This window comes from Microcystis sp. LE18-22.4A (genome assembly GCF_027531105.1).
Taxonomy (GTDB): domain Bacteria; phylum Cyanobacteriota; class Cyanobacteriia; order Cyanobacteriales; family Microcystaceae; genus Microcystis; species Microcystis aeruginosa.
Genome location: NZ_JAPZRB010000544.1, coordinates 1 through 11,676 on the forward strand (window position 1 = coordinate 1; position 11,676 = coordinate 11,676).

Consider the following 11,676-nt stretch of genomic DNA (forward strand, 5'->3'; position numbering starts at 1 on the left):
GGTCGAGGGAATCAACAATAAACTTAAACTAATAAAACGGAGAGCCTATGGCTTGAGAAACTTTCGGAATTTTTGGGTTAGAAGTATGTTGTCTTGGCATCTTGTATGTTGATTTAGCATAAAGAGTAACGAAGAGCCAAAATTCATAAACCTGATCATGAGTACCAATATCAATTAGAATAATTACCTCTTTTTGCTCCTTATCATTAGTTTCTGTTGTTTCCAAAGAAAATACAATTCTACAATCATAACCACAAGAACAAGCTTTTAATCCTAATAATTTTCCTTGTAATGAATGAGTAGCTAACTGAGGTGTAAAAAGAGCTTCTTGCATTAACTTTAATGTTTCAATAATTTTTTGTTCAAGTTGAGCATTACGCTTGACAAATTTACGAAATGATCGTTTAAACTTCTGTGTTGCAATAATCTCTCTCATTCATCTTCTGTTAATATAGTTTTTAATTCATTAATAATATCTTCTAAGGGTTGAGGTTTTAATTCTCCTCTTTGAAAAGCTTCCTTTGCTTCTTTAGCATTTCGGGCTATTTCTTCTCGATAGGATTCTATCATTTGATTTTTGATAATTTCTATTAACATTTCTCTCTGTTCAATCGGTAGTTGATTAACTGTTATAAGAGCTTGTTCTAATGTTATCATAATTGATCTTCTCTTGATTTAATTTAAGTAATAAGTTTAACTGATTGGCATCTTGAATATTAGAATAAGCAATCCGATTATTGATGCTTTCTAAATCTTCTTTAGCTCTTGAAGATATTAAAATAACGGTCATAATTTAATATCCACAATTCTGAAGATTGTTTGCTTTTAATCTGTTGATGACTTCTCTACCATCAAAACTTTCCCCACGTTTCAACTCTTGCACCCCAATCATGACTTCCCGTTTCAATTATTCAAATCTTCCTCGGTAAATTCTGTCTCTTTCTGCCAATAAACGCAATCCCTCTTGAATAACAGCTAAATCATCTTGATATTTTCCTGTTTTGATTTGTTGAGCAATCAAATCTTCTATTTCCGGTGTCAATTGGATAGTGTTCATCGCTTCTATTACCGTGATATCATCCTGATCGAGTATTATAGCGCAGACTTTTTAGCATCTTATAGTTTTAACAGATTTTGGACAGAATGCGAGATAGACGGGTTCATCTCCCTGAGTCTAAGTCTTCTAGCACTCTTAAGCTAAGGAAAAGGGGGACTTAAGAAGAGAAACAAACCCTGCTTCCCTGCTCTCCCTCTCCAATCATAGTAGGTTGATTCATGAATCAACCTACTATTGGGACTTAGGCATTTTCGGGGAGCAAAAAAGGCTCAAACCATTACGGGACAAAGGGTTAACCTCGATTTATGATTTTCCTTGATCTATCTGGGTTTCAGCGATTTTGGGCTTCTCGAAGTAAATTCCAAGCGGGGATTGGAGTTGAGGCTTTTCTCGATTTGTTTTTTGTCTAAGTCCCACTATGAGAGCAAAAACCTCTGCTTCCCTGCTACCCCTCTCCCCTGTTCCCCCTCTTGAAGAAAAGTAATCCCTCCCCGAAGCAATCTCCCAAGGGATTAAGATTGATTCGATGGCTTTGGTTAATCACAAATGATCACTTTTGTCAAGGACTTGGTGATTATTGCATTGGTAAATTAGCTAAAAAGTTTTAATTGTTCTGATTGGCAATAAATTGATGAACAATCTCAACTTTTAGATTTAATTCCCGCGCAATTTGTTCTTCATTAAGTCCCAACCTAACCAGAAGAGGAATTGTTTCCATTTTCCCTTCAAGTTTACCTTCAAGTTTCCCTTCAATTTTTCCTTCAATCTTCCCTTCAATTTTCCCTTCAATCTTCCCTTCAAGTTTCCCTTCAAGTTTCCCTTCAATTTTCCCTTCTTCCTTAGCTTCTTGATAAAACTTGGTTTGTTTCCATTCGGTGAGATTAAACATGGCTTCTAACTCCTGGCGACTTTTCTGAGGAAATTTGTAGATAATAATCTTCTCGATTAACTCGATAACATTTCTTTGAGTGTTAGGGTCAATAATCTGTCGGCGGGTTTGCTCAATCAAGGATTGAACCTGTTCGGGTGCTTTTTTCCCACTGATGAGGATAAACTGGAGGATACTTATCCCCAGAGAGGGAGGAGATTCAGCCTCGATTTCATCGAGATATATTTGTTGGATATGCTCTAAGTTTAGCAAATTTTGGTAAGCGATGGGAAACCCAATGTCCAAGCGGCGCTTTCCCCACAGAATCACGGGACAGCAGGCGCGTTCCGGCTTATACTGCTTGAGATAAAGGAAGATTTGAGTCATAAATCGCCAATAAAAATCCTCGTCTTTTTGAAATTGAACTTCGACAAAGTAAAGCGGATAATCCGGGTGGTCAGCATCGGGAATAAATACCCCATCGAGTCGGAAAGCCAATTCTTTGATTTCGATTGACTTGAATTGATAATTTTGCGCTAGATTCGGAGATTCCCCCAGCAGTTGAAAGAGAAGTTCGGGAAAGACTTGAAATAGGGTATAAAAGATTTTATCGGTTTTCATTACTCCTTTAATTGCAGATTGGGGGTAAAGGCTTTATACACACTTAGCCCACCTATAATATCAGCATGGGGTTCACCATGGTTCTTAAGTCTGAGGGGAGAAGCCATAATATAAACAATTCCTTCAATGAGTTCTGCTTTTTTTAGATTTGGCATGGCATTATATCTACGCTCAAATTCACGACGAGTGAGCTTGTCCCCATTTTCTAGGCGTGGAATGGTTAATTGAGGAGAAATTGTTGTAGTTGCTATCATCTTGGTATTTCCTGTCGTCAAAAAATGGGTAATTCTAAAGTAAATCCAGGTAAAACGCTCTCCCCAGATAAGGTGGTTGGTAATGAGACGATTTCTACTTCCTGATTTTGGCGATAGATGGCTACCTGTTGACTAATGGGATCAATTAACCAACCCAATCTTAAGCCACTATCAAGATATTCCTGCATTTTTGCTTGGAGTTGACTTAAAGAATCAGTGCGCGACCTTAATTCTATCACAAAATCAGGACAAATTCTCGCAATTTTTTCTTGTTCTTCTCGGGGTAAAGCTTCCCAGCGTTCATTAGCAATCCAAGCGACATCAGGGGAACGTTTACCCCTCTTGGGTAAGGTAAATATAGTGGAAGAACTCAAGACTTTACCGAGTTTTGTTTGACGATTCCAAATAACCAAATCGGCGTTCAAATTTGATTCTCGATGAGTTCAAACTATCCAAGCGGGAATGCCTGGAGGTATTTCTTTATGCCATCAAGAAGGCTTTAGACAAACACCAGTTTAAGCTTTATGCTCTCTGTATCATGTCTAATCATGTCCATTATCTGATCGAACCTGCCCAACCAGAAGATTTACCCAAAATTATGCACTTTCTCAACTGGTACAAGGCGATGTGATCCCCCCGCCTTCGGCTTCCCCCGTCGTGCGTTTCATTTTTGAGTCAAGACCTAATTTAGCGGCGTGATTGCTCTAAAATAGGGTTATCGCTTGCTCAGTATATAGCAATGACCTTAATCGCTGTCATCGATTACGACATGGGAAATCTGCACTCTGCCTGTAAAGGACTGGAAACCGTGGGTGCAGTGCCGAAAATTACCGATTCTCCCCTCGATCTCGAAAAAGCTGACGCTATTGTCTTACCCGGAGTCGGTTCTTTTGATCCTGCTGTCCGGCAAATTCGCAGCCGTCATCTCGAAAAACCGATCAAAGCGGCGATCGCTAATGGTAAACCCTTTCTCGGTATCTGTCTCGGTTTACAAATTCTCTTTGAGACATCGGAGGAAGGTCAAGAGGCGGGTTTAGGGATTATTCCGGGGACAGTGCGCCGTTTTCGCTCGGAACCTGGCATTACCATTCCCCACATGGGTTGGAATCAATTAGACTTCACCCAGCCGGATCATGCTCTTTGGCAGGGATTACCCCCGCATCCTCACGTCTATTTTGTCCATTCCTATTATGTTGATCCCCTTGATAGTCATCTAACTGCTGCCACCGTCACCCACGGCAGTCAAACGGTGACGGCAGCGATCGCTCGTGATCGTTTGGTAGCGGTGCAGTTTCACCCGGAAAAATCCTCGACTAATGGCTTAAAAATTCTGGCTAACTTTGTTGAACAGGTGCAAAAATTAGCTTTAGTCTCCTAAATAAGCCTTTAAAACCCGCTCGTTTTTTTGGATTTCGCTGGGAATACCATCGGCTAAATTTGTCCCTTCTGCTAATACCCAAATGTGGTGACAAAGGGACATAATCACATCCATATTATGCTCGATAATTAAAAAGGTAATTCCCTGACGATTCCATTCGATAATATGGTCGTTGATTTGAGCGATTAAAGTGGGATTAACTCCGGCGGCTGGTTCATCTAATAAAATTAATTTTGGCTTGGTCATTAGCACTCGGCCAATCTCTAATAATTTACGCTGTCCTCCCGATAAAGCTCCCGCATAATCCTGCGCTTTCTCCCCTAGACCAATCGAATCTAATATGTCCAAAGCTTTGGCACGATTTTCCTGTTCCTGTTGGCGAATTTTTGCCCCCTGAAACCAGACTTTGAGAAAATTTTCTCCCGTTTGCCCCGGACTAGCTAAGAGCATATTTTCTAACACCGTTAATCGGGATAATACCCTTGCTACTTGAAAAGTTCTCACACATCCTTTCAGGGCAATTTGATAGGGAGGCAGCTGATGAATGGGCTGACCATCAAGAAAAACTTCTCCTTTATCTGGGCGAATAAAATTAGATAAAAGGTTAAAAAGTGTGGTTTTGCCGGCTCCATTTGGACCGATTAACCCAGTGATGCTGCCCTGCGGCACATCCAAATAAGCATTATTGACGGCGCGAATGCCCCCAAAACTTTTCGATAATCCTTTGGCAGAAAGTAACATATATAAATTATGAATTATGAATTATGAATTATGAAGTGGGAAGTGTTTTCAGTGAAGAGTAATCGATGAACTGATAACTGATAACTGATAACTGATAACTGATAACTGATAACTGATAACTGAAATTATTTTCCCAAAGTTAACTCCTCTTTTTTGCCGAGGATACCCTGGGGTCGCCAGATCATTAAAACCATGAGCAGCAGACCGATAATCATAATCCGTAAAGCCCCTAATTGGCTATCATTAAAAATATCTAATTGGGGCAGAATAAAGCGAGTCAGGGAATCGTAAGCCCAGAAAATTACTGCTCCTAGTAAGGTGCCGGCATTGCTACCAGAGCCACCGAGAATGATAATAATCCAAGCGTTAAATGTCAATAACGGTTCAAAATTAGTCGGGTAAATAGTGGTTAATTGCCATGCTAAAAAAGCCCCAGCTAAACCAGCGATTGCACCGCCTAACATCAAAGATTGTAACTTATACCAAAAGACATTTTTTCCTAAAGCCCGGGGAATTTCTTCATCTTCCCGGATAGCTTTGAGGATGCGTCCCCAAGGCGATCGCAAAAGTAATTCTAAACCAGTATAAACGAGAGCGAGGAGGACTAAAACTACCACCATCAGCCCCGCTTTGTAATTATAGTCATTCAAGGCAATTACACCGTTTATATACAGAAAAAGCAGGATTATCGCCCCTAACGACCCCCAAAAGATTAAAGCTCTCTTTTGCGTCGGTTGATAGCTTTTACCGCTAATTTGCCCAGCTTCGCGCCATTGTCGTTGCAGATTGCGCCCCAATTGCCAGAGAGCAAAGATAGCAAGCAGGGTAAACAGGGCAATAATTAATAATTTGACGGGAAAACTGGGATTTATATCCAAAGGTAGGGGATAACGTTGTAGTCCGAAACTGCCTTTCGTTAACCAATCCTCGTTAAGCACCAGCAAACGAATTAACTCAGACACCCCGATGGTGACAATCGCTAGATAATCGGCTCTTAATCTCAGGGTGGAAAAACCGATCGCCAATCCCAACAATGCCCCTAGTATCGCCCCGACAATGGCGGCAAAAATCATCGGTACACCCTGTAAAGTTAATAAAACCGTTGCATAAGCCCCTAAAGTGGCAAAAGCAACGTGACCGAAGTTAATTAAGCCAGTAAATCCCCATTGTAGATTTAAACCGAGGGCAAAAATCGCGTAAATACCCGCCCAAATTGTCAGGGAAACTAAATAATCTGTCATGTTATGGCAATTATCTTAATAGTGAGGTACAAAGTTGTCGGTTTCGGGAGTCAGGAGCCAGAAGTCAGGAGTCAGGAGACGATGCCCAATCCAGTTATACTTCATACTTATGAGAAACGCTATAACTCAAAAACGATCTTCAAGGTAAAAAGTAAAAAAGGGGTTGGGGGAGATGGGGGAGTGGGGAGAGGAGGAGAAAAAAGCTGAAAACTCACATCTGATTACTGATCACTGAAAAGGCTGATTGCTAACTGCTAGTATAATATCAGTTACAACGGCCTCTGTAGCTTGATGGACAATTGTGACGAGCGGAGGGTGCTAGGCTATCAATACTGAAAAAACCTTGTCCTGTTAATTTCTATGCCTCTTTTGATTCTAATTGCCGATGATGACCCCGGTATCCGCCTAGCGGTCAAAGACTATTTAGAATTAGCAGGTTATAGTGTGGTGGCGGCGAGTAATGGTTTGGAAGCTTTGAATTTATTGGATACCTATCATCCCCATCTTTTGGTATCGGATATCAAAATGCCGCGTTTAGACGGCTATTCTTTGGTGACTAAGGTGCGGCAACAGCCAGAATTTAGGTTATTACCAGTAATTTTTTTAACCGAAAGAGGGTCAACAGAGGAAAGAATTCGCGGTTATCAAGTGGGTTGTGATATCTATCTTCCTAAACCTTTTGAGATGGAGGAATTAAAAGCGGTTATTCGCAATCTTTTAGAGCGAGCGCAAATGGTGCAAAGTGAACGTCAATATCAGAAATTAAAACCAGAAGAAAGCCCCAAAACTAGGGATGTTTTAACTTCTTCTTTACAGGACGATTTTAAGTTAACTAATCGCGAGCGGGAAGTGTTAGAACATTTAGCCCGGGGACTTTCTAATAGTGAAATTGGGCAAAGACTGCATCTTAGTTCTCGCACGATCGAGAAATATGTTAGCAGTTTACTCAGAAAAACAACTACTAACAATCGCGCCGAATTGGTGCGTTTTTCCCTCGAACACAGATTAATCGATTAGCTGGAAGAAAAAACTTAAATTTTGTTTTTTACGTCCTCCAAAAGACTGCCACAGGAGTCTAAAAGTAGCTCGATTACGCGGTCAAAACCTTCACGACCACCGTAGTAGGGATCGGGAACTTCTTTTTCTGGGTGATAACGGGCATAGTCACACATTAACTTGACCTTTTCTTGATATTTTCCTGTCCGATCTAGGGATAAAATATCTTGATAATTGGCTTTATCCATGGCTAAGATTAGATCAAAATTCTCGAAATCCTCGCGGGTAAATTGTCTAGCTGTCCCTTGCAGAGGAATACCGCGTTTTTTGGCCGCCGTATTCATGCGAGAATCGGGAGGAGAACCGATATGATAACCGGCAGTCCCCGCCGAATCACAGAGGATTTTATTGCTTAATCCTTCTTGTTCAATCAGATAATTCATGATATTCTCGGCAGCGGGAGAACGACAGATATTTCCTAAACAGACGAAGAGTAGTTTATAGGGCATAAATTGACCGGTAGAATCATCACTAAATTGCCAATTATAGGGCATTTTTAACATCCCGATAAAGATTTATCCTCAAAAAACTCCTCGCTGTCCATTAACCTAATTTTGGCTAATCCCAAGCTTTCTAAATAATCTTGCCACCCTTGGGGGGTATCTTCGATCGCTAATAATCCTAATACCCTAGCTACGTCTGCTACCCAGGGTAGGGTGTGAATTCTATAACCCTGCCAGTTTACTTCTAAGGATAACCAAGCGGGAATCTCTTGGGGGTTAAATTGTTGGCAGGCAAGATAATCAGCTTGAAAGCAGTAAATCCGAGGTGGTTTTTGACTCTCTAACAAGGTTAAACACTCCTTCTAATCTGGACATTAATCTCTTGACTCGTATTTTAGGGGAACCTCAGCATAATTTCTGTTAAATATGAACTTCTCTTGTCAAGAAATAGTTAAAAAACAACTGATAACTAGGCCGAGTTTCCCCAAAGTAATTTACCCTTAATTCTCCCCTAAGCGAGGACGAATAATTAAATAAATTGCCGGACCGATTAGAGGCAATAGGGAAATTACCGGCAACAGGAAAGGATTTTTTAATCCCCGTCGGGTTAGATCATCTTGCAGCAAAATTGGACATAATAGGGTTAAAAGACAGAAATCTAAACTCATAACATGAATAAAACGGCTAGTTTGCCACTGATGCCAAAAATCAGACCAATTGCCGTTAATTAATCCGTAAGCGATTAAAATTGCCGCAGTAATTAGGGCAATTACTCCTAACCAAGGTGAGTCTAAAAGTTTAATGACCAGATTTTTTTTACCAGTAAAATTGCTGTTGGATTGACGGAGAGTTAGATAGGGTAAAATAGCGAAAGCACCCACGGCAAAGGAGGCAAAAGTAAAGGGCCAAGCGATGATTTTTTGGTCACGACCATCGATAATTAAAAGGCTAGTGTAGATAAGTGGCCAAACTCCCATCAGGTTAAAAAGAGCGATAATTAACGGGTTGATATCTTGCCATTTCCCAGTGGAAAGATTGATAATTAAATTCACTGTATCTGGTTGATCAGGGGGTGCTAGTAAAAAAGCGTATAATCCGAAGCCTAACCAAAGTAAACCGAGAATAATTTTTGTTAACATGAGAGTAGATAATTAGCTTAATTGAGTAATGGATTTCTCATCGGATATTTTAGTCCAAAAGTGAGCAAAATGTCAAGCAATATTATACTAAATCTGGTTATTAAAGACTGATTATTTATTCCCCCTTTTGCATGAGTGCCTTTTCCATGAGTGCCTCTCCTTATAAGTAGCCTATACTTAACGGATTTAGTATTACCTAATCAATGATCACTAATTTTTAGGGAAGACGACGAGGATTCATGGTTTCTACTGGGGTAATTTCTGCACTTTGAGAGTGGAGTAACCGAGTTTGTTCGAGGATAGTTTCTAAGTCTTCATCTGAGAATTCTTGTACATAGTTTAATTTCACTTCTTCTAGGAAGATAATTAATAACATCTCGATTCTTTCTAAACTGTGACGGGATTGTAATTCCCCGGCGAGAGATTGCCCGAAACGCTGGACTAATTGCTGAACTAAACGCTCAAAAACTTCGTCTTCCTGGGTAATCTTTTCAGCTATATTAACAAAGGATTGATACAATTGACTAGATAGACGATTGCTCAAGTCAGTTTTTAACCCTTTCATGCCGGGTAATCGCAATAAGCTTTGATAAGCGGTAGTTTGACTGAGAATTTTCTCGATATTGTATTTAATTAAAGCTTCTGCTTCTGGTTTAATTTGCGGTAAAACCTTGTCAACGGTACTATTAACTAATAACCGAAAAATTTCGACAATTTCATTAGTATCATTGAGATTATTATATCCACCATTTAGAGATTTATCGAGAAATTTCTCCACTTGTCCCCGTCGAATATATTCCTGAATTTTATTAATAATTCTCAGGACAATTATCTCAGTAATATCTTTAGAAATTAGCGCAACTAGGCCTTTAACTGCCTGTTCTTTAATCAGTCTTAAGTTAATAATTTTAACTTGATCTAGGCGAATAACGGTAGGAATAAATCGCAACCATCTCCAGATAGGAATAAACAGAAAAATATCATACCAACGCCATAACATAGCCTCGCGCCAACGCAGGCCTTTATGAGTGCGAGCAATCCACCAAGTTCTCAGCATAAATTCCCAGAAAAAGATGGTACCAAATAAAAAATCGATCGCCTCAAAGTTATCTATCGGTCTCCCATCTTCTCCCAGGGGACGAAAATAATTAGTTTCTATTAAAGGTTGAATTTCTTGATTAAAAAACTTCAACTCTTTTTCCCAGCCATTTTGAATGAGATAATCCCAACTCCAAAACTTCTGAAAGGCTGCTTTTGCGGAAACATTTTCTGTTTGAAAAACCCGCAAGCGCATTTTATTTTTAATCTTCTCTAAAGTCCCAGTTTTCTCCGCCAAGGCAAAGGGATTATTATCAATCATATTGACACTTTTTTGGCGCAAATTGTCTAAAATTTTCTCGATCTCTTGGCGATATTCTTGCGGATTAAACTCTGGGTTAAAGAGCTTTTGATTAATTAGTTGATTAAGTTTATTAACCGTATCTAAATATTCACTGGTACTGCGATAGGGTTTAATCCCTTTCACCACATCATACTTAGCGATTCCTTTAACAAAGGGAATTTCTAGGGGTTGATCGGGGGGTATTTGTAATTCTTGAAAGGCAATCGGCCCGAGTTTTATTGGTTCATTAAATCTTAATAAAGTTATTTGCAAGCGTCCCTGTAACCAAAAATCTCGCAGGGGAATATAGGTTAAATCGAAAATAACCAGAATATAATTGCATAACACCAATAGGGCCATGCAAGTCTCAAAGAGATTGCGGGGGGAAAAACGACGGTTTCTGATCACGGGGTTTTTAGTCAAAGTCATTAGCCTAGAAAGCACACTTTGACTATGGTAAACCGAAACGCCTAATTTTTGGGACCCAAAGCGATAGAAGTAGTGAAAAAAGAGCGGTTAAACTTAGTTCTGCCTCAGTAATTAATAGATGTAGTCTTCTATTCTGTAATAGCATCCTAGCAGATTCAGTTAAGCAGTTAGCTACAACTTCTTTGGCAAGAACATTTTTATTATAAGTCGGTAAGTTGCAGATTAGCATAAAATCACCCTGAATTGATTTTTATCTGTCAATAAGCCTAGAGCCTCGTAGGGTGTTTTTCCTTGCGTCAACCCAACCTATAATAATTGCTGCTCTCGTAGGGTGTGTTAATAAAGTATTGACAATGTAAATACATCCTGCCTATACTACAAGTATGGATGTCTATTTTGTCCTCAGTGGCATTACTTTTGTTTGGAATGACGAGAAATCTAGGATTAACCCGATCAACCATGACGGTATTATGAAAGTTGAGGCATTAAAAAAACGACTGGAGAGAAATCGCCCTATGACTACAATCACGATTCGTATTCCCGAAGATGTGATTGAAGATTTAAAGCGGGTTGCACCGTTGCTTGGTTTCTCAGGTTATCAACCTTTGATGCGTGCTTACATTGGACAAGGGCTGCGTGCGGATTTGGAGCGTCTAGAGGGAGATACAATTTCTGCTCTCGTTGCTAGTTTGAAGCGTCATGGTGTAAGTGATGAACTGCTGCAAGAAGCGTTGAGTGAAGTTACTCCGCGTTAGTCTAGGTTTTCGGCCTCCTAGGTTGAGTTAAGCGAAACAATACGGGGTCGAAAATGGCTCAATTCGATTGAAAAAGCGAAACCCAACCACCCCAACGGTTATTCTTAGTTGGGTGTAAAGCACCTTATCTGAGGTTAAAATTTGTTCTTTCTAATGGTTGCTAGAAATGGGTTTTGACATCCTCGCCGCCGTAAAACGGACGGCGATTCCCAAACCTCACGATTTAGGTTTCTGCTTCTTTCCCTTGCGGGGTTCCGCACCTGCCTTAACAGATTTACTCTGTTCTGGTCTTATGGTCGCTCTACAGACTGAC

At 40.0% G+C, this 11,676-nt stretch carries 14 protein-coding genes and 4 pseudogenes; 5 read left to right on the plus strand and 13 right to left on the minus strand.

What is annotated here, in order from left to right:
• Positions 1 to 112: transposase (locus O9295_RS23205; protein ID WP_288025593.1), on the plus strand; the 112-nt coding region annotated here is incomplete at its 5' end.
• Between the two features lie 33 nt (positions 113 to 145).
• Here the strand turns inward: O9295_RS23205 and O9295_RS23210 are convergent.
• The 7 genes and pseudogenes from O9295_RS23210 to O9295_RS23240 form a co-directional block, all read right to left on the minus strand.
• Positions 146 to 436: pseudogene (locus O9295_RS23210) on the minus strand (type II toxin-antitoxin system RelE/ParE family toxin); the annotation flags it as partial.
• The gene (locus O9295_RS23215) at positions 433 to 657 is read right to left on the minus strand and encodes a hypothetical protein (RefSeq protein ID WP_008205633.1); all 225 of its coding nucleotides are present in this window, start codon (positions 655 to 657) and stop codon (positions 433 to 435) included. The gene O9295_RS23215 and the pseudogene O9295_RS23210, both read right to left, overlap by 4 nt.
• Complete coding sequence (locus O9295_RS23220; protein WP_288035655.1) at positions 623 to 790, minus strand: hypothetical protein; 168 nt, start codon at positions 788 to 790, stop codon at positions 623 to 625. Before O9295_RS23220 ends, O9295_RS23215 begins: the two co-directional genes overlap by 35 nt.
• A 3-nt stretch (positions 791 to 793) precedes the next feature.
• A pseudogene (locus tag O9295_RS27990) lies at positions 794 to 1,057 on the minus strand (ribbon-helix-helix domain-containing protein).
• 604 nt (positions 1,058 to 1,661) lie between these two features.
• Positions 1,662 to 2,546 carry an Rpn family recombination-promoting nuclease/putative transposase gene (locus O9295_RS23230; protein WP_288035658.1) on the minus strand — a complete coding sequence of 295 codons (885 nt, stop codon included), beginning with the start codon at positions 2,544 to 2,546 and terminating at the stop codon, positions 1,662 to 1,664.
• 8 nt (positions 2,547 to 2,554) lie between these two features.
• Positions 2,555 to 2,800, minus strand: a pseudogene (locus tag O9295_RS23235) (Uma2 family endonuclease); the annotation flags it as partial.
• Positions 2,801 to 2,817: 17 nt separating this feature from the next.
• Positions 2,818 to 3,240 (minus strand): annotated as a pseudogene (locus O9295_RS23240) (Uma2 family endonuclease); the annotation flags it as partial.
• Between O9295_RS23240 and O9295_RS23245 the strand changes: the two are divergent.
• The gene (locus O9295_RS23245) at positions 3,228 to 3,431 is read left to right on the plus strand and encodes a transposase (RefSeq protein WP_260441175.1); all 204 of its coding nucleotides are present in this window, start codon (positions 3,228 to 3,230) and stop codon (positions 3,429 to 3,431) included. The pseudogene O9295_RS23240 and the gene O9295_RS23245 overlap by 13 nt on opposite strands.
• A gap of 108 nt (positions 3,432 to 3,539) precedes the next feature.
• Positions 3,540 to 4,178, plus strand: a complete 639-nt coding sequence (gene hisH, locus O9295_RS23250; RefSeq protein ID WP_288035660.1) for an imidazole glycerol phosphate synthase subunit HisH — start codon at positions 3,540 to 3,542, stop codon at positions 4,176 to 4,178.
• Here the strand turns inward: hisH and O9295_RS23255 are convergent.
• Complete coding sequence (locus O9295_RS23255; RefSeq protein WP_002795704.1) at positions 4,167 to 4,919, minus strand: ABC transporter ATP-binding protein; 753 nt, start codon at positions 4,917 to 4,919, stop codon at positions 4,167 to 4,169. The genes hisH and O9295_RS23255 overlap by 12 nt on opposite strands.
• A gap of 125 nt (positions 4,920 to 5,044) precedes the next feature.
• On the minus strand, positions 5,045 to 6,160 hold the full coding sequence (locus tag O9295_RS23260) for a branched-chain amino acid ABC transporter permease (protein WP_002761333.1): 1,116 nt from the start codon (positions 6,158 to 6,160) through the stop codon (positions 5,045 to 5,047).
• A 360-nt stretch (positions 6,161 to 6,520) separates the two neighbouring features.
• Between O9295_RS23260 and O9295_RS23265 the strand changes: the two genes are divergently transcribed.
• Positions 6,521 to 7,177, plus strand: coding sequence for a response regulator transcription factor (locus O9295_RS23265; RefSeq protein ID WP_061431602.1), 657 nt, complete (start codon positions 6,521 to 6,523; stop codon positions 7,175 to 7,177).
• A 14-nt stretch (positions 7,178 to 7,191) separates the two neighbouring features.
• Here O9295_RS23265 and O9295_RS23270 read toward each other — a convergent pair whose 3' ends face one another.
• From O9295_RS23270 to O9295_RS23285, 4 genes are all read right to left on the minus strand, one after another.
• The gene (locus O9295_RS23270) at positions 7,192 to 7,710 is read right to left on the minus strand and encodes a low molecular weight protein-tyrosine-phosphatase (RefSeq protein ID WP_061431734.1); all 519 of its coding nucleotides are present in this window, start codon (positions 7,708 to 7,710) and stop codon (positions 7,192 to 7,194) included.
• Positions 7,711 to 7,712: 2 nt separating this feature from the next.
• The gene (locus tag O9295_RS23275; RefSeq protein WP_045361517.1) at positions 7,713 to 8,006 is read right to left on the minus strand and encodes a hypothetical protein; all 294 of its coding nucleotides are present in this window, start codon (positions 8,004 to 8,006) and stop codon (positions 7,713 to 7,715) included.
• A 153-nt stretch (positions 8,007 to 8,159) separates the two neighbouring features.
• Complete coding sequence (locus O9295_RS23280; protein WP_008205651.1) at positions 8,160 to 8,798, minus strand: hypothetical protein; 639 nt, start codon at positions 8,796 to 8,798, stop codon at positions 8,160 to 8,162.
• 217 nt (positions 8,799 to 9,015) lie between these two features.
• On the minus strand, positions 9,016 to 10,608 hold the full coding sequence (locus O9295_RS23285) for a hypothetical protein (RefSeq protein ID WP_288035667.1): 1,593 nt from the start codon (positions 10,606 to 10,608) through the stop codon (positions 9,016 to 9,018).
• Positions 10,609 to 11,078: 470 nt separating this feature from the next.
• On the opposite strand from O9295_RS23285, the gene O9295_RS23290 reads away from it, so the two are divergent.
• Positions 11,079 to 11,363: a hypothetical protein gene (locus O9295_RS23290; RefSeq protein ID WP_044034028.1), complete on the plus strand. Its 285-nt coding sequence runs from the start codon at positions 11,079 to 11,081 to the stop codon at positions 11,361 to 11,363.
• The last annotated feature ends 313 nt before the right edge of the window (positions 11,364 to 11,676 follow it).